Annotated in this window: 14 protein-coding genes and 1 pseudogene; 8 read left to right on the top strand and 7 right to left on the bottom strand. The window is 60.3% G+C overall.

What is annotated here, in order from left to right:
• Positions 1-320: 320 nt before the first annotated feature.
• The 4 genes from ACS4RS_RS13130 to ACS4RS_RS13115 all read left to right on the top strand — a co-directional run bounded on the left by ACS4RS_RS13130 (position 321) and on the right by ACS4RS_RS13115 (position 3,952).
• Positions 321-1,730 (top strand): circularly permuted type 2 ATP-grasp protein, encoded by a 1,410-nt coding sequence (locus ACS4RS_RS13130; RefSeq protein WP_003592875.1) that lies wholly within the window; start codon positions 321-323, stop codon positions 1,728-1,730.
• A complete protein-coding gene (locus tag ACS4RS_RS13125; protein WP_439010635.1) occupies positions 1,730-2,671 on the top strand; it encodes an alpha-E domain-containing protein in 942 nt (313 codons plus the stop codon). The genes ACS4RS_RS13130 and ACS4RS_RS13125 overlap by 1 nt, the downstream gene beginning before the upstream one ends.
• Positions 2,672-2,683: 12 nt before the next feature.
• Entirely contained in the window at positions 2,684-3,508 is an 825-nt protein-coding gene (locus ACS4RS_RS13120; RefSeq protein ID WP_439010636.1) for a transglutaminase family protein, read from the top strand.
• Between the two features lie 225 nt (positions 3,509-3,733).
• Positions 3,734-3,952 (top strand): hypothetical protein, encoded by a 219-nt coding sequence (locus ACS4RS_RS13115; RefSeq protein ID WP_439010637.1) that lies wholly within the window; start codon positions 3,734-3,736, stop codon positions 3,950-3,952.
• Positions 3,953-4,217: 265 nt separating this feature from the next.
• Here the strand turns inward: ACS4RS_RS13115 and ACS4RS_RS13110 are convergent, their stop codons facing one another.
• Positions 4,218-5,195: a helix-turn-helix domain-containing protein gene (locus ACS4RS_RS13110; RefSeq protein ID WP_439010638.1), complete on the bottom strand. Its 978-nt coding sequence runs from the start codon at positions 5,193-5,195 to the stop codon at positions 4,218-4,220.
• Between the two features lie 59 nt (positions 5,196-5,254).
• On the opposite strand from ACS4RS_RS13110, the gene ACS4RS_RS13105 reads away from it, so the two are divergent.
• Both ACS4RS_RS13105 and ACS4RS_RS13100 read left to right on the top strand, forming a co-directional pair.
• Positions 5,255-6,157 (top strand): EamA family transporter, encoded by a 903-nt coding sequence (locus ACS4RS_RS13105; RefSeq protein ID WP_439010639.1) that lies wholly within the window; start codon positions 5,255-5,257, stop codon positions 6,155-6,157.
• A 166-nt stretch (positions 6,158-6,323) separates the two neighbouring features.
• A pseudogene (locus ACS4RS_RS13100) lies at positions 6,324-6,474 on the top strand (HD-GYP domain-containing protein); the annotation flags it as partial.
• A 67-nt stretch (positions 6,475-6,541) separates the two neighbouring features.
• Here the strand turns inward: ACS4RS_RS13100 and araD are convergent.
• The 6 genes from araD to chvE form a co-directional block, all read right to left on the bottom strand.
• Complete coding sequence (gene araD / locus ACS4RS_RS13095; protein ID WP_439010640.1) at positions 6,542-8,281, bottom strand: L-arabinonate dehydratase; 1,740 nt, start codon at positions 8,279-8,281, stop codon at positions 6,542-6,544.
• Positions 8,282-8,344: 63 nt separating this feature from the next.
• The gene (locus tag ACS4RS_RS13090) at positions 8,345-9,778 is read right to left on the bottom strand and encodes an aldehyde dehydrogenase family protein (RefSeq protein WP_439010641.1); all 1,434 of its coding nucleotides are present in this window, start codon (positions 9,776-9,778) and stop codon (positions 8,345-8,347) included.
• A gap of 35 nt (positions 9,779-9,813) precedes the next feature.
• On the bottom strand, positions 9,814-10,809 hold the full coding sequence (gene araD1 / locus ACS4RS_RS13085) for an AraD1 family protein (protein WP_439010642.1): 996 nt from the start codon (positions 10,807-10,809) through the stop codon (positions 9,814-9,816).
• A 119-nt stretch (positions 10,810-10,928) separates the two neighbouring features.
• Positions 10,929-12,140 carry a multiple monosaccharide ABC transporter permease gene (mmsB, locus tag ACS4RS_RS13080; RefSeq protein ID WP_439010643.1) on the bottom strand — a complete coding sequence of 404 codons (1,212 nt, stop codon included), beginning with the start codon at positions 12,138-12,140 and terminating at the stop codon, positions 10,929-10,931.
• Positions 12,137-13,675 carry a multiple monosaccharide ABC transporter ATP-binding protein gene (gene mmsA / locus ACS4RS_RS13075; protein WP_439010644.1) on the bottom strand — a complete coding sequence of 513 codons (1,539 nt, stop codon included), beginning with the start codon at positions 13,673-13,675 and terminating at the stop codon, positions 12,137-12,139. Before mmsA ends, mmsB begins: the two co-directional genes overlap by 4 nt.
• Positions 13,676-13,767: 92 nt before the next feature.
• Positions 13,768-14,832, bottom strand: coding sequence for a multiple monosaccharide ABC transporter substrate-binding protein (gene chvE / locus ACS4RS_RS13070; RefSeq protein WP_003565744.1), 1,065 nt, complete (start codon positions 14,830-14,832; stop codon positions 13,768-13,770).
• A 270-nt stretch (positions 14,833-15,102) separates the two neighbouring features.
• Between chvE and ACS4RS_RS13065 the strand changes: the two genes are divergently transcribed.
• Positions 15,103-16,110 carry a LysR family transcriptional regulator gene (locus ACS4RS_RS13065; RefSeq protein ID WP_449313682.1) on the top strand — a complete coding sequence of 336 codons (1,008 nt, stop codon included), beginning with the start codon at positions 15,103-15,105 and terminating at the stop codon, positions 16,108-16,110.
• Between the two features lie 154 nt (positions 16,111-16,264).
• Positions 16,265-16,735: a hypothetical protein gene (locus ACS4RS_RS13060; protein WP_439010645.1), complete on the top strand. Its 471-nt coding sequence runs from the start codon at positions 16,265-16,267 to the stop codon at positions 16,733-16,735.
• The last annotated feature ends 66 nt before the right edge of the window (positions 16,736-16,801 follow it).

Genomic DNA, 16,801 nt, shown 5'->3' with positions numbered 1-16,801 from the left:
GCACAAAGAGCTATTCACAGCGCAGAGCCGGTTCTCGAATGCCATCCACCAACTGAACCAAACAATGCCGGCACCTCGGTCGAACTGACTTGATGAGGGAGTGTGCGGCAAGGCCGCGCCTCCGCATATCCGCCGAACGAAAAACCATCACCTGCTCACATTTTAGGCAGCCTTTGCAGAACTACCATCCGCCACCTCGCTTCCACCGCCCAGATTCCCCCTGTTTCCCGCAACGCAAAATCTTTTCCTCGAACTGCGCATGGTTCTTGCATTGCAATTTGCGTTGTATTCAAATGAACAAAAAAGGGGAGCACGTACCTTTGGCATTTGATGAAATGATTACCGGGGACGAAAGTCCTCGCCCGCCTTATGAAAAATATTTTGAGTGGTACAACAGCCAAGACCGGTCGCATCTGATTGCCAAATCCCGCGATGCGGAAAACATCTTCCGGAAGACCGGCATCACTTTCGCGGTTTACGGCCATGCCGATAGTTCCGAAAAGCTCATCCCCTTCGACATCATTCCCCGTATCATCTCCGCCCGCGAATGGCGCAAGCTCGCCCAGGGCATCGAGCAGCGGGTGATCGCGCTCAACGCCTTTCTCGACGATATCTACCACAAGCAGGAGATCATCCGTGCCGGCCGCGTCCCGCGCGAGCTGATCGAGAACAACGTCACCTTCATCCCCGAGATGATCGGCTTCCGCCCGCCCGGCGGCGTCTACACCCATATCGTCGGCACCGACATCGTGCGCACCGGCGAGGATCAGTTCTACGTGCTGGAGGATAATGCCCGCACGCCTTCCGGTGTCAGCTACATGCTGGAAAACCGGGAAACCATGATGCAGATGTTCCCGGAACTCTTCCATGAGAACAAGGTGCAGCGCGTCGAAGATTATCCCTATCTCTTGCGCCAGAGCCTTGCTTCGCTCGCGCCTCCCGGCTGCAGCGGCAAGCCGCGCGTCGCGGTGCTGACCCCCGGCATCTACAATTCGGCCTATTACGAGCATTCCTTCCTCGCCGACATGATGGGTGTCGAACTGGTCGAGGGTTCGGATCTGCGCGTCATCGATGGCAAGGTGAAGATGCGGACGACCCGTGGTTACGAGGCGATCGACGTGCTCTACCGCCGCGTCGACGACGACTTCCTCGATCCGCTGACCTTCCGGGCCGATTCCGCACTCGGCATTCCCGGCATCATGGATGTCTACCGCTCCGGCAATATCACCATCGCCAACGCGCCCGGCACCGGCATTTGCGACGACAAGGCGATCTATTCCTATATGCCGGAGATCGTTGAATTCTACACCGGCAGCAAGGCGCTGCTCGAGAACGTGCCGACCTGGCGCTGTTCGGAAGCATCAAGCCTGAAATACGTGCTGGAGCACCTCGAGGAATTGGTCGTCAAGGAAGTGCACGGCTCCGGCGGCTACGGCATGCTTGTGGGACCGACGGCATCGAAGAAGGAGCGCGCCGATTTCGCCGAAAAGCTGAAGGCCAAGCCGAACAACTACATCGCTCAGCCGACGCTGTCGCTCTCCACCGTGCCGATCCTCGTCAACAAGGGCATTGCGCCGCGCCATGTCGACCTGCGCCCCTATGTTCTTGTGTCGGACAAGGTTCAGATCATTCCGGGCGGGCTCACCCGCGTCGCGTTGAAGCAGGGCTCGCTGGTGGTCAATTCCAGCCAGGGCGGCGGCACCAAAGACACCTGGGTATTGGAGGACTGATGCTCGGAAGAACCGCAAACGGCCTCTACTGGATGTTCCGTTACATCGAGCGAGCCGAAAATATCGCCCGCCTGGTCGATGCCGGGCTGCGCATGTCGCTGACCCGCAGCAGCGCCGGCGACGACAACTGGGACGGCGTGCTGCAAAGTGCCGGTGTTCGCGAAGCCTATGACGAGGGCCACACGAAGCTGACCAATGCCGATGCGATCGACTATCTCCTGCGCGATCGGGCCAACCCGTCGAGCGTGATGTCCTGCATCGAGTCCGGCCGCAACAATGCCCGTATGGTGCGCACCGCGCTGACGCGAGAGACCTGGGAAGCGACCAACGAATGCTGGATCGACCTGAAGTCGCTGCTCGAAAGGCGCGTCAAGCCGGCCGAAATGCCTGAAGTGATCGACGCCATCAAGCGCCGCGCCGGTCTCATCCGCGGCGCCTTCCATGGCTCGACGTTGCGCAACGAACTCTATAATTTCGCCCGCATCGGCACCTTCATCGAGCGGGCCGACAATACCAGCCGCATCCTCGACGTGAAATATTACGTGCTGCTGCCCTCGGTCTCGGCCGTCGGCTCCTCGCTCGACAACGTGCAGTGGGAATCGATCCTGCGCTCGGTCTCCGCCCACCGCGCCTATAGCTGGGCCTATGATGGCGAATACCGGGCGATGAACATCGCCGACTTCCTGACGCTCAATGTCCAAATGCCGCGTTCTCTGGCTTATTGTTACGAGAAGATCGTCAGCAATCTCGGCTATCTCGCTCAGGATTACGAGGAGCGGCTGCCCGCCCACGATACGGCCGATGCGATCCGCACCACGCTGCAGACGCGGGCGATCCGCGACATCATGGATCAGGGCCTGCACGAGTTCCTGGAGGATTTCGTCTCGCGCAACAACCAGCTCGGCGCGGAAATTTCCGACGGCTATCGGTTCTACGTTTAAGCGGATCAGAACATGAGACTGAAAATCAGCCACCTCACCGAATACCGCTACGACGAACCGGCGCAGTTCTCGCTGCAGCGCCTCAGGCTGACGCCGCCGACAACGGCTGCCCAGAAGGTGCTCTGCTGGTCACTGAACGTCGAGGGCGCCAAGCCCGAGGTGGAATATGACGACCAGTACGGCAATCACGTCAACCTGGTGTCGCTGGAAGGCGCGCAGCACATGACGCGCATCTTGGCCGAGGGCGAGATCGAAACGGCTGATAATAACGGCGTCACCGGCCCGCATACCGGCTTCTGCCCGCTTTGGCTCTTCCTGCGCGAAACGCCGCTGACCAAGTGCGGCAAGCTGGTCAGGGAGCTCATAAAGGGCGTCGCTGGCGATAACGAGCTTGCCCGCATGCATGCGCTGATGGCGGCCATCCATGAGACGGTCGACTATAAGCCCGGCACCAGCAACACCGCGACGACGGCCGAACAGGCGCTGGAAAAGAAGAGCGGCGTCTGCCAGGACCATGCGCATATCTTCATTGCCGCCGCCCGCGCCCTGCAGGTGCCGGCGCGTTATGTCTCGGGCTATCTGATGATGGAGGAAAAGGTCGAGCAGGCGGCAACTCATGCCTGGGCCGAAGCCCATATTCCCGGCCTCGGCTGGGTCGGTTTCGATCCCGCCAACGAGATCTGCCCGGATGTGCGTTATGTCCGCGTCGCCTCCGGCCTCTGCTACCGCGACGCCGCGCCGATCTCGGGCATGCGCATCGGCACGCCGGGTGAAACGCTGTCGGTGACCGTGAAGGTCGAGGACGGCGGCCAGATGCAAAGCCAGAGCCAGAGCTAAGCGACATCAGCAGCTTGAAAGAGGGAGATCCAAATCTGGGTTCCCTTGCATGCGCACACTCGATATCGACGGCCTTCCAGAGTTGATATCCGCCGGCTCGGTTTCGTCCCGCGGCAAGGACAGCAATTAACAGTTGGGGCTGGCGCAACCTTCACGCACCGCATCTAAGGCAATCCGCATGTCGCGATCGGCAGACGAGCTTCGCTCGGATACGATCCGGCCAGCATGGCGGATCTGGCCGCGGCGCTGCAGCAGGAGTTCGGCATTCCCGTCATCGACGGCATCGATGCAGCCGTCCGCCTGGCTGAACTGCTGGCGGCATCCGGCCTTTGCCCCTCGAAGCGTCATGGCTGGGCCTATCACGCGCCGGCGATTTCCTGCAGGCGGACTAAGAGCAATTCCAGGCAAAGCGCGAAGCGCTCTTACGTTAAAACAGAAAGCTAAAGGGATTCTGCATTTCGATGAAAGACCGCACTAACCGCCCGGCGATATCGCCGGCGGGATTTTTTCGGCGGTGTATTGTCGCCGGTATCGATGATCACGCCGAAGCGCCGCAATCGATGACGATATCCCAACCGACGATATAGGAAGCGGATGCGGATGCGAGCCAAAGCGCGGCAACAGCGCCTGCTGACAATCCCCCGCCATTCGAGGCCTCTCATTTCTCCGTGGATGTCAGACAACGACTCTCGCTAGCGGGAGCCTGGTCTCACGGCAGGCTTCGCCACTCCCCTGGCGGCACGCCGGTGGTGGCTTTAAACGCCTTGGAAAAATGGCTTTGTGAACCGAAGCCGCAGGCGGAGGCAACGGCTGCAAGGCTGTTTTCGCGGTTGCGAAGGAGCCTTTCTGCCTGCTCGATCCGCCGCGCCGCCACGTAGCGATGTGGAGGCATTCCGAAGCTGAGGCGAAACATCTTGGCAAAATGAAAGGTGCTCAAGCCGGCTTCCCGTGCCAGCCGATCAAGAGTCAGCGCCTGTTCGAGATTGGCGTCGATGTAATCGGCAGTACGGCGACGCACTGAGGGTGAAAGCCCTCCGCGCACGGCCTCCTGCCGCGCCCGCCGATTGTGCGATTTCAAGATGCGATGAATGAGAAGCTTACAAACCGCATCAAGGGCGATGCGGTCGCTCTTTTCTTGCCAGTTCAGAGGCAAAACCCCTCCCCGGACAATCATTGCCATCGCCGGATCATCGCAAAACGTCAGATCCATCAGATCGATATGTCTCGGGTCAATGTCGAACGACGTCAGCGCCTCATAAGCGAGGAGCTCGGGATCGACGTAAAGATGAAACATCCTCAACGGCCCGCCGATATGCCATTGGCTTTTGTGTTCGGCCGGCAATAGGCAAAGCTTGCCCGGTGCTCCGCCCGATAGCCGCTTATCCTCCCGAATGACCCTTTCGCCGCCGTCAAGATAGATGCTCAGCGTGTGGTGATCGGGGCGCTCATAGAACGCTTGTCCCGCGCTGTTGGTCCACTCCGCAAGCGACAGCCCCCGGTCGATCGAGCCGGCGCGCTGCAGGCAAGCGCCGGATCTTGAGAGCGCTTCTTTGACTGTCAGACGGTGTTGCTGTTCCATGATCCATCGCGGCCTTGTCTCACGAGTTTGAATGGGACGGCGCAGCCGATCAATAGGGCCAAAAGCAAAAAACCCAAGAATATATAATGTCTCCACGGTCTGCGGCATAGACCTGGTTGTTCGGCTCGATATCGATCCTCCCATTGTCATTGACGGAGTGAAAGACCATGACCGGCCTCTGCTATGCTTTAACCGTCTTGATCTGGGGCACCACCTGGATCGCCATCAAGAACCAGCTTGGCGTCGTTCCGATTGAAGCGTCGATCGCCTACCGCTTCGCCCTTGCCGGCGCGATATTATTCGTAGGTCTGACGGTTGCGAAGAGGCTTCAGCCCATTCCCTTGCGTCATCATCCCTATGTGGTCCTGCAGTCGATCTGTCTCTTTTCCTGTAATTTTCTTTGCTTCTATATCGCCGAAACCTTGGTACCGAGCGGCATTGTTTCAGTGATCTTTTCAGCTGCGACAATCTTCAATCTTGCCAATGGCATGGTCGCATTTGGCCAAAGGCCGTCGGCGCGCATTCTCGTGGGTGCGGCCTTCGGCGTTGCCGGCATTGTCTGCCTTTTTTGGAATGAAGCTGCCGCCGCCGCATTCGACCGCAACATTGTGATCGGTGTGATGCTTGCCCTCCTCGGAACATGGTTCTTTTCGGTCGGCAACCTCGTGTCCGTGCGCAACAGGAAGCACGGACTGTCGGTGGTTTCGGTAAACGCATATGGAATGCTCTATGGTGCGGGCATCGTCTCGGCATTCGCCGCCATTCGGGGTGTCGAATTTACCTTCGATCCTTCAGCGTCCTATGTCGGCTCTCTCCTTTATCTCGCGATTTTCGGCTCCGTTATCGGCTTTACTACCTATCTCACCGTCGTTAACCGGCTGGGAGCAGCCAAAGCCGCTTACATGACCGTCCTCTTTCCCATCGTTGCCCTGACGATTTCGATGTTTCTCGAAGATTATCAGCTCGGCCCATTGGCAGCTCTCGGGCTCTGCGCCGTGCTGGTTGGAAACGTGCTGGTTTTTTCACCAGTGTCTCGACTGGCCGTTTTTGCCCGGCGCTTTCGTCTCTGATGTCAGAGCGAATTTCCTCTGACCCGCCCCTGGAAGCGTCGCGGCTGCCCGTTTCGTCGCGCTCCGGGCGCGGTTCACGTCGCAGGCAAAACGGTCGGTTCGGCTCGAAGCGCTGGAGGCCGGCGCCACGAATTTTTTTGGCCAAGCCCTTCGACCCGTCAGAACTGCAGGCTATCATGAAAAATGGGCCGGAACCGGCTATCCTAAGGCCTGTCCGGCGACGCAATCCCCATCAAAGCACGCACCGTGGCGGTCGCCGACGTCTTCGAAGCGCTCGGCTCCGATCGACCGCATAAAGGGCCTGGCCAGTCGCACGGAACCGGTGGACAGAAAAAGGCGGGGTTTTGCCCCGCCTCATCAACGATCAATTCCGGATGCATCCGGTTAGTGGCTGTCCTTGCCGACTGCGTTTCCGCGACATCCCTTGAGGAAGTCGAGGTCGGCGCCGGTATCAGCTCCTTCGACATGCTGCTGATGCAGGAAGGCATAACCTGATGTCGGCAGATCATGGTTCGGCTGCCATTCAGCAAGCCGCCGCGCCAGCTCCTCGTCGGAAATGTCGAGATGAAGACGACGGTTTGGCACATCGAGTTCGATCATGTCGCCGTTTTTCACGACTGCAAGCGGGCCGCCGACTGCCGCTTCCGGCGAGGTGTGCAGCACGACGGTGCCGTAGGCGGTTCCGGACATGCGGGCGTCGGAAATGCGCACCATGTCGAGGATGCCCTTCTTCAGCACCTTCGGGGGCAGTCCCATGTTGCCGACTTCGGCCATCCCGGGATAACCCTTCGGCCCGCAGTTCTTCATGACCATGATGCAGTTTTCGTCGATGTCGAGATTGTCGTCGTTGATCTTGGCCTTGTAGTCGTCGATGTCCTCGAACACGACAGCCCTGCCCTTGTGCACCAAGAGATGCGGCGAGGCGGCCGAAGGCTTCAGCACGGCGCCCTTCGGCGCCAGATTGCCGCGCAGCACGACGATACCGCCCGAAGAGGTCAGCGCCTTTTCAGCCGGCAGGATGACGTCCTCGTTCCAGTTGACGACCTCCTTGACCTCGTCCCAGACGGTTTCGCCGGAGACCGTCAGCGCGTCCTTGTGCAGCAGGCCCGCTTCGCCGAGGCGCTTCAGCACCACCGGCAGGCCACCAGCATAGAAGAACTCTTCCATCAGGTACTTGCCCGACGGCATCAGGTTGACGATGGTCGGGACGTCACGACCGCAGCGGTCCCAGTCGTCGAGCGAAAGATCGATGCCGACGCGGCCGGCAATCGCAAGTAGGTGGATGACGGCGTTGGTCGATCCTCCGATCGCCGCATTGGTGCGGATGGCGTTTTCGAAAGCCTGTTTCGTCATGATCTCGGAGGGCTTCAGATCGTCCTTGACCATCTGCACGATCCGCCGGCCGGTCAGTTGCGCCATGACCTTGCGGCGGGAATCGACGCCCGGGATTGCGGCATTGCCGGACAGTGCCATGCCGAGCGCCTCGGCCATGGAGGCCATCGTGGAGGCGGTACCCATGGTATTGCAGGTGCCCGACGAACGGCTCATCGAGGCTTCCGCCTCGAGGAATTCGGCCTGCGTCATCTCGCCGGCCTTCACCATTTCCGAAAACTTCCACAGATGCGTGCCGGAGCCGACGCGTTCACCGCGGAAATAGCCGTTCAGCATCGGCCCGCCGGTGACGACGATCGACGGCAGGTCGCAGGAGGCGGCCCCCATCAGAAGCGACGGTGTGGTCTTGTCGCAGCCGACCAGCAAGACGCAGCCATCCATCGGCTGGCCGCGGATCGCCTCTTCCACCGCCAGTGCGGCGAGGTTGCGGTACATCATCGCGGTCGGGCGGAAGGTGTTTTCGGATGCCGAGAATACCGGCACCTCGAGCGGGAAGCCGCCGGCCTCCCAGACACCCGCCTTCACCTTCTCGGCGAGCTCCCTCAAATGACCGTTGCACGGGGTCATATCCGACCAAGTGTTGAGGATGCCGATCACCGGTCGGCCGTCGAACAGGTCGTGCGGATAACCCTGGTTTTTAAGCCAGCCGCGGTGATAGATCACGTCGCGGCTCGTGCCCCCGTACCATTCCTGCGACCTCAGCCTGCGCGGCCATTCCGCTTTCTTTTTCATCGTCTCTGTCCTTCAGGGATATCCCCGGACCGCCTCGTACGGCCCGGGTCATCGCACTTTGTTTTAAGCCAGCGTGTAGGCGGTCTTGACGGTTGTGTAGAATTCGCTCGCGTATTTGCCCTGCTCGCGCGGACCGTAGGACGAACCCTTGCGGCCGCCGAACGGCACGTGGAAATCGACGCCCGCCGTCGGCAGGTTGACCATGACCATGCCGGCCTCGGAATTGCGCTTGAAGTGCGTCGCATGTTTCAGGCTGGTGGTGGCGATGCCGGCCGAAAGCCCGAACGGCGTGTCGTTGGCGATGGCAAGCGCCTCGTCGTAATCCTTCGCCCGGATCACCGAGACCACAGGTCCGAAGATCTCCTCGCGCGAAATACGCATCTGGTTGGTCGCTTCGGTGAACAGCGTCGGCTGCAGGTAGAAGCCGGGCGTGTCACGGGAAATGACCTCGCCGCCGAAGGCGAGCTTGGCGCCTTCCGACTTGCCGATCTCGATATAGTCGGTATCGGTCTTCAACTGCCGCTCGTCGACAACAGGGCCGATATGGGTGCCGGCCTTCAGCGCATTGTCGACGACCAGCGTCTTCAGCTTGTCGGTGAGGGCCGCGACGAACTTGTCGTGGATGCCTTCGGTGACGATCAGCCGCGACGAGGCGGTGCAGCGCTGGCCGGTGGAGAAGAAGCCGGAATTGGCGGCGGCTTCAACGGCGACGGAAAGATCGGCGTCGTCGAGCACGACCATCGGGTTCTTGCCGCCCATCTCCAGCTGGAACTTGCGGTTATGCTCGATCGAGGCGGCGGCGACGCGCCTGCCCGTGCCGGTGGAGCCGGTGAAGGTGATGCCGTGAACGTCGGGGCTTTCGAGCATCGCCTGGCCGACGACCGAGCCCTTGCCCATGACGAGGTTCAACACGCCCTTCGGCAGGCCGGCGCGGTTGAGGATGTCGACGATCGCCCACGAACAGGCGGGCACCAGCTCGGCCGGCTTGAAGACGACGGTGTTGCCGTAGCAGAGCGCCGGCGCGATCTTCCAGGCGGGAATGGCGATCGGGAAATTCCACGGCGTGATGATGCCGATGACGCCGAGGCCCTCGGGGGTGATTTCGACGCCGATGTTCGGGCGCACCGACGGGATGACCTCGCCGGCCAGCCGCAGGGCTTCGCCTGCGAAGAATTCGAAGATCTGCGAGGCGCGGATGACCTCGCCTGTGGCCTCAGGCAGGGTCTTGCCTTCCTCGCGGGCAAGCAGCGCGCCGAGCTCGTCCTTGCGCGCCATGATCTCGTCGCCGGCCTTTTTCAGGATGACGTGGCGTTCCCAGATGCCCGAGCGCGACCAGGCCGGGAAAGCGGCCTTGGCGGCGGCGATAGCGTTCTTGGTATCTTCGGCGCTGCCGTCGGCATAAAGGCCGACGACTTCGTTCGTATCGGACGGATTGATGTTCTTCGTCGCGTTGGTGCCGACCCATTCGCCGGCGATCAGGTTTTGATAAATGGTCATGGGCTGAATGAGCCTCCTTTGCCGTTTACGAGAAATCAGAGTTGCCTGACGGCGATCTCTTCTTCGGCGGCCACCTTCAGCGGATTGCGCAGCGGCAGGCCGAAATCGGCTACTTCGATTTCGAAGACATCGCCCTCTTCCGCCTTGATGCCGTCGGCGAAGGAGAGCGTCGCCGTGCCGAACATATGGACATGAACATCGCCCGGAACACGGAAGATGCCGTATTTGAAGTGGTGATATTCGAGATTGGCGAAGGTGTGCGACATGTTCGCCTCGCCCGACAGGAAGGGCTTTTCGAAGATCACCTTGTCGCCACGCTTGATGCGCGAGGTGCCGCGGATGTCGTCGGGGGCGGCGCCGATGCGGATTTCCGGACCATAGGCGGCGGGGCGCAGTTTCGAGTGGGCCAGATAGAGATAGTTGATCCGCTCGGTCACGTGGTCCGAAAACTCGTTCGACAAAGCAAAGCCGATGCGGAAGGGCGAGCCGTCCTTGGCGATGACGTAAATGCCAGCCATTTCAGGCTCTTCGCCGCCATCGAGCGCGAAAGACGGCGAGACGAGCGGCGCGCCGGGGGCAGCAGTGCCGTAGCCGTTGCCCTTGTAGAACCATTCGGGCTGGACGCCCTTTTCGCCAGCCTTCGGCTTGCCGTTCTCGAGACCCATTTTGAACATCTTCATCGAGTCGGTGAGCGTTTCCTCGGCCGCCTCGGTGGTCTTCTTGTGCATGGAATCGCGGGTGGCGGCGGAGCCGAGATGCGTCAGGCCGGTGCCGGTCAGATGCAGGTGGGCGGCTTCCGGATGGGTGATCGGCGGCAGGAAGCGGCCTTCCGCATAGACTTTTTCAAGATCGACGGCATCGCCGTAACCATGCGCCTCGATAACCGCGGCAAGCGACTTGCCGCCGTCGGCGGCTTCCATCGCCAGCGCATAGACGCTGCCGGCATTCTTCACCGATCTTGCAGCGCCGCCCTGCTCGCGCACGGCGACGACGATCTCTCCGTTGGCACCCTTGATCTGGGAAATAAGCACGACTTCGATCCTTCTCGTTCCAGCGAAGACTTTCAGAAAAAGCTCCGCCTGTCCGGCTCCCTCAGGAGCCGGAATTGATCATTCATATGACTGCGAATGCCCGGGCTGCGCTCGAGCGCTCAGCCCTTGTTCTTGTTGTAGACGTCGAAGAACACGGCAGCGAGTAGCACCGCGCCCTTGACCATCTGCTGCGAGTCGGTGCCGAGGCCGTGGATCGACATGCCGTTGTTCATGATGCCCATGATCAAGGCGCCGATGACTGCACCCGTCACCTTGCCGACGCCGCCCTGGGCCGACGCGCCGCCGATGAAGCAGGCGGCGATGACGTCAAGCTCGAGACCGAAGCCGCCCTTGGCCGTCGCCGAGTTGAGGCGCAGCGCCACGATCAGGCCGGCGAGACCAGCGAGCAGACCCATATTGGCGAAGGTCAGGAAGGTCAGCCGCTCGGTGTTGATACCGGAAAGCTTGGTCGCCTTCTCATTGCCGCCCATGGCGTAGATGCGGCGGCCGATCGTCGTGCGACGGGTGATGAAGGCGTAGGCAGCGACCAGGGCCAGCATGATGACCAGCACGTTCGGGAAGCCGCGATAGATCGACAGCTGGTAGCCGAGCGCCAGAATGGCGAGACTGACGATGACGTTCTGGGCGAGGAAGAAGCCCAACGGCTCGACGTCATTGCCATGCTTCTCGTTCGACAGCCGCTTGCGCCACGCGAGATAAAAGAGGGCGACGGCGCCGATAACGGTCAGAATGATCGAGGTCGAGTTGATGCCGCCCATATCGAAAAGGTTCGGCAGGAAGCCGATGCTGATCAGCTGGAACTCCGGCGGGAACGGACCGATGCTGGTGCCGGTTCCCGAAGCCGTCATCACGAACAGCGTCAGGCCACGGAAGACCAGCATGCCGGCCAGCGTCACGATGAAGGCCGGGATCTTGTGATAGGCGACGAAATAGCCCTGGACGCCGCCGACAAGCGCGCCCATGGCCAGACAGACGACAGTCGCGACGACATAGTTGACGTGCCATTGCACCGTCATGACGCCGGCAATGGCGCCGATGAAACCGACGACGGAGCCGACCGAAAGGTCGATATGGCCGGCGACGATGATCAGCAGCATGCCGAGCGCCATGATGACGATGAACGAGTTCTGCAGAATGATGTTGGTCAGGTTGAGCGGCCTGAAGAGAACGCCGCCGGTCGAAATCTGGAAGAACACCATGATCGCGATCAGCGCGATGAACATGCCGTATTCCCGGATGTTGCCGCGAACGTAGTCTCCGATCGAGACGACACGCCCTTGCTCAGCGATGGGTTGGTTGATCGGCGTCATTGTTTCTTCTCTCCTGAGCGCATGATGGCGCGCATGATGGTTTCCTGGCTCGCTTCTCCCTTCGGCAGTTCCGCAACGATACGCCCTTCATTCATGACGTAGATGCGGTCGCAGGTGCCAAGAAGTTCCGGCATTTCCGACGAGATCATCAGAACGGCTTTGCCGTCAGCCGCGAGCTGATTGATGATAGTATAGATTTCGTATTTTGCACCCACATCGATGCCGCGCGTCGGCTCGTCGAGGATCAAAACATCGGGATCGGAGAACAGCCACTTCGACAGCACCACCTTTTGCTGGTTGCCGCCGGACAGATTGACCGTTTCCTGAAAGATGCTGGAAGAGCGGATGCGCAGCTTCGAGCGGTAGTCGGAGGCGACCCTGGATTCCTTGACGCTGTCGATGACCGATGCGTTCGACACCGCGTTCAAATTGACGAGCGTCGTATTGTGCAGGATCGTGTCGTTGAGCACCAGGCCGAGCTGCTTGCGGTCTTCGGTGACATAGGCAAGACCGGCATCGATCGCCCGGCGCACGGTGCTGACATCGACCGGCTTGCCATGCATCAGCACGTCGCCCGAAATCTTGTGCCCATAGGCCTTGCCGAACAGGCTCATGGCGAATTCGGTGCGCCCTGCCCCCATCAGCCCGGCGATACCGACGACCTCGCCCTTGCGGACGGTGACGTTGATATCGTGCAGGACCTGACGGTCGCGGTGCTGCTGGTGATAGCAGTTCCAGTTCTTCACTTCGAGAATGGTTTCGCCGATCGGCACCGAACGCGGGGGATAGCGGTCCTCGAGATCGCGGCCGACCATGTTGCGGATGATGATGTCTTCGCTGATCTCGTCCGCGTGACAGTCGAGCGTCTTGACCGTCATGCCGTCGCGCAGGACGGTGATCTGGTCGGCGACCTTGCGGATTTCGTTCAGCTTGTGGGAAATGATGATCGAGGTGATGCCCTGGTTGCGGAATTCCATCAGCAGGTTGAGCAGCGCGTCGGAATCGCTTTCGTTGAGCGAGGCGGTGGGTTCGTCGAGGATGAGCAGCTTGACGCTCTTCGAAAGCGCCTTGGCGATCTCGACGAGCTGCTGCTTGCCGACACCGATGTCGGTCACCAGCGTGTTCGGAGATTCCGACAGGCCGACCTTCTTGAGCAGCTGCTTGGTGCGGTTGAACGTCTCGTCCCAGCTGATGACGCCGCTCTTGGCATTTTCGTTGCCGAGGAAGATATTCTCGCCGATCGACAGCAACGGCACCAGCGCCAGTTCCTGGTGAATGATGACGATGCCGATTTCTTCGGAATCCTTCAGGACCTTGAAGTTGCGCGTCTCGCCTTCATAGACGATGTCGCCGTCATAACTTCCGGTGGGATAGACCCCCGAGAGGACCTTCATCAGGGTCGATTTGCCGGCCCCGTTTTCGCCGACCAATGCGTGAATTTCACCCTGGCGAACCTTGAGGTTCACGTTCTCCAGCGCCTTGACGCCCGGGAACGTCTTGGTGATGCTCCGCATTTCGAGGATGGTGTTGTCCATAGTCAAAGTTCCAGCGCCGTGAGCCGCCAAGCGGCTTGGCGATCATAAAATCGAAGACCGGAACCCGCAAGCGCGGGTTCCGGTCCTGCTTATTACTTCAGCTTGTCTTCAGAGTAGTAACCGCTGTCGACGAGGATCTGCTTGTAGTTGGTCTTGTCGACGGCAACAGGCTTCAGCAGGTAGGACGGAACGACCTTGACGCCGTTGTCGTAGGTCTTGGTGTCGTTGACCTCAGGCTCCTTGCCGGACATGACGGCATCGACCATGGCAACAGTGACCTTGGCGAGTTCGCGGGTGTCCTTGAAGATCGTCGAGTGCTGTTCGCCAGCGATGATCGACTTGACCGACGGGATTTCAGCGTCCTGGCCGGTGACGATCGGCAGCGGCTGAGCAGCCGTACCGTAACCAACGCCCTTCAGCGAGGAGATGATACCGATCGACAGACCGTCGTAAGGCGACAGAACAGCGTCGACCTTGGCGTCGGTGTAGTTAGCCGAGAGCAGGTTGTCCATGCGGGCCTGGGCCGTTGCCGGATCCCAACGCAGGGTGCCGACCTTGTCCATGCCGGTCTGGCCGGACTTCACGACGAGCTTGCCCGAGTCGATGTAGGGCTGCAGGACGGACATTGCGCCATCATAGAAGAAGAAGGCGTTGTTATCATCCGGCGAACCGCCGAACAGTTCGATGTTGAACGGGCCCTTGCCATCCTTGAGGCCGAGGCCGTCAACGATGGAGTTAGCCTGAAGAACGCCAACCTGGAAGTTGTCAAAGGTCGCGTAGTAATCGACATTGCCCGAATCGCGGATCAGACGGTCATAAGCGATGACCTTGATGCCGGCGTCATGAGCCTTCTGCAGCACGTCGGAAAGCGTCGTGCCGTCGATCGAAGCGATGACCAGAACCTTGGCACCCTTGGTGACCATGTTTTCGATCTGCGAAAGCTGGTTCGGAATGTCGTCGTCGCCGTACTGCAGGTCCGTGGCGTAACCGGCAGCTTCGAGCTGCTTGACGATGTTGTTGCCGTCGTCGATCCAGCGGGCCGAAGCCTTGGTCGGCATGGCAATGCCGACGGTGCCCTTGTCGGCGGCCATTGCCGGTGCAACGAACGAAGCGACGCCGAAGGCAGCCGCAGCCATCAATGAGATAATGGACTTCATTTCTCTCTCCCTTGTTAATAAGCAGCGGACGAAAAATCGCCCGCCCCGAAACTGTGGCAGGTTCCGTATTGGATAGTTACTTCAGATGGTGAGAAACGAAGTAGGTCTCCTCCACGATCTCACACGTGTTGAGTGCCAACCAGCACACGGCGGCAAACTGGTATGGATTCCTATAACTGTCAAATAGAATAAGTGGTAACGTGCATAACAATTTTGGTATATCGTTAAAAAGTATTACTTTTGATGGAGCGCAGCGAGGAGGCTGCAACCATGACGATTGTTTCAGAACCCATTTTGATGGACCACGTCGATATCCACAGCGATAGTTTCGGCGATGACAGCCTTTTACGTGCAGGACTTAAGCTGAATCACCTGCGCATGATCGTCGCAATCGAAGATAGCGGACAGATTTCCGCAGCTGCGGAAGTCCTGAACATTTCACAGCCCGCCGCATCGCGCATGCTGTCCGAAATGGAATCAATCACCAAGACCCCGCTCTATGAGCGCGTCGCCCGCGGCGTGGTGCTGACGACCTTCGGCGCGGCGCTGGCGAGACGCGCGCGGAAGATCCTTCTGGAGCTGCGCGAGGCGAGCCGCGAGATCGGCGAACTGAAGAGCGGCAAGGGCGGCCCGGTCTTTATCGGCGCGGTGACGGCGCCGGCCATGAGCCTCGTCGTGCCGGCAATCAACAGGGTGCGCAAGGCCTATCCCGGCATCGAGATCAACATTCAGGTGGAGACCAGCAACGTGCTCGCCCGCGAGCTGCTCGCAGCCCGCCACGACTTCATCATCAGCCGCATTCCCGACGATCTCAATCCGCGCCTGTTCGAGGTGACTGAGATCGGCATCGAACGCGCCTGCCTGATCGTGCGCAGCCGCCATCCGCTGCTGAAGAAGAAAAAGGCCAGCAGCCTTGCCGATATCAGGGATTACGACTGGGTATTTCAACCGCCGGGCACGCTGCTGCGCCGGACCATCGAGGATATTTTCCTGTCGCGCGGCGTGGCGCTGCCGGAAAATATCGTCAACACCTCCTCGCTGCTTCTGACCTGCGCCATCGTCTGCGGAACCGATGCGATCGCTCCTGTCGCCACCGACGTCGCCCAGTTCCTGTCCGGCCAGAGCGCCAGGGCTTCCGACGTGCGGATGCTGCCGATCGATTTCGACATCAACGTCAAGCCTTACAGCCTGATCACCGCCAGGGAACGGGCGCTGCCGCCGAGCGCAAGACTGCTCTACGACATCATTCTGGAGGAGAGCCTGAAGCAGGCAGGCTGAAGAGGCCCGCAAGCCCGGCGCCATCTTCCCCATCTCTAATGCGCGCCGGCGCAATTCCACCAAAAGGCGCAGCAGTTTTTGCGTCCGGGAATTGCGGAAAAAATTTGAGCACGTCGGGTGTTTCGAAGAAAACGAACGCTCTCGAGGAAAGCGGATGCTGTTCGGACAGTCGGTATTTCAATCAGTGCTCGAGCGGCTGAAGGCTGAGGAGGAGACGACTGAAGAGGCCGAAGCGCCAGCCAGCCACCGCGTGGCAGGCCTCGGCACCGGCTTTGCTTTCGATGTCATGGAGGGCGTCTCGGTCGCCTCGCAGCGGATCGGCGAGGCCTATTTCGACAACCTGGATCTCGACGCCGCCGCCGGGTTCGTCGAGAAACCGGCGCCTTTGCCGGAACCAGAGCCCGCCATGCCGGACCATCTCACCCGCACGGCGCCGCAAGAGGTTGCCGCCGAACTGGCGATCTCGGCTGCCGACACGCCGATGACCCTCAGCGAGAAACGCCGCACCTTCGCCCGCGCCAACCATCCCGACGGCGTCGCCCTGCCCTTCCGCGACAATGCGACGACACGGATGATGCTGGCCAATCTGCTGATCGACGAGGCGCTGCGGCGATTGGGCCGTTAAAGCGCGTCGCATCAAACTTGATTCATGCGACGCGCTTTAGCGCTTTGTTTTGATGCATGTCGTTAT

This window comes from Rhizobium sp. F40D2 (assembly GCF_051810745.2).
In the GTDB taxonomy this organism is placed as follows: Bacteria; Pseudomonadota; Alphaproteobacteria; order Rhizobiales; family Rhizobiaceae; genus Rhizobium.
This window is presented reverse-complemented; position numbering and strand designations above follow the sequence as displayed.

What these genes read in the sequence shown, in the direction of transcription:
- ACS4RS_RS13125 (WP_439010635.1), top strand. Translation starts at nt 1,730, where the DNA reads ATGCTCGGAAGAACCGCAAACGGCCTCTACTGGATGTTCCGTTACATC.
- ACS4RS_RS13120 (WP_439010636.1), top strand. Translation starts at nt 2,684, where the DNA reads ATGAGACTGAAAATCAGCCACCTCACCGAATACCGCTACGACGAACCG.
- ACS4RS_RS13115 (WP_439010637.1), top strand. Translation starts at nt 3,734, where the DNA reads ATGGCGGATCTGGCCGCGGCGCTGCAGCAGGAGTTCGGCATTCCCGTC.
- ACS4RS_RS13110 (WP_439010638.1), bottom strand. Translation starts at nt 5,195, where the DNA reads ATGCCGCAGACCGTGGAGACATTATATATTCTTGGGTTTTTTGCTTTT.
- ACS4RS_RS13105 (WP_439010639.1), top strand. Translation starts at nt 5,255, where the DNA reads ATGACCGGCCTCTGCTATGCTTTAACCGTCTTGATCTGGGGCACCACC.
- araD (WP_439010640.1), bottom strand. Translation starts at nt 8,281, where the DNA reads ATGAAAAAGAAAGCGGAATGGCCGCGCAGGCTGAGGTCGCAGGAATGG.
- ACS4RS_RS13090 (WP_439010641.1), bottom strand. Translation starts at nt 9,778, where the DNA reads ATGACCATTTATCAAAACCTGATCGCCGGCGAATGGGTCGGCACCAAC.
- mmsB (WP_439010643.1), bottom strand. Translation starts at nt 12,140, where the DNA reads ATGACGCCGATCAACCAACCCATCGCTGAGCAAGGGCGTGTCGTCTCG.
- mmsA (WP_439010644.1), bottom strand. Translation starts at nt 13,675, where the DNA reads ATGGACAACACCATCCTCGAAATGCGGAGCATCACCAAGACGTTCCCG.
- chvE (WP_003565744.1), bottom strand. Translation starts at nt 14,832, where the DNA reads ATGAAGTCCATTATCTCATTGATGGCTGCGGCTGCCTTCGGCGTCGCT.
- ACS4RS_RS13065 (WP_449313682.1), top strand. Translation starts at nt 15,103, where the DNA reads ATGACGATTGTTTCAGAACCCATTTTGATGGACCACGTCGATATCCAC.
- ACS4RS_RS13060 (WP_439010645.1), top strand. Translation starts at nt 16,265, where the DNA reads ATGCTGTTCGGACAGTCGGTATTTCAATCAGTGCTCGAGCGGCTGAAG.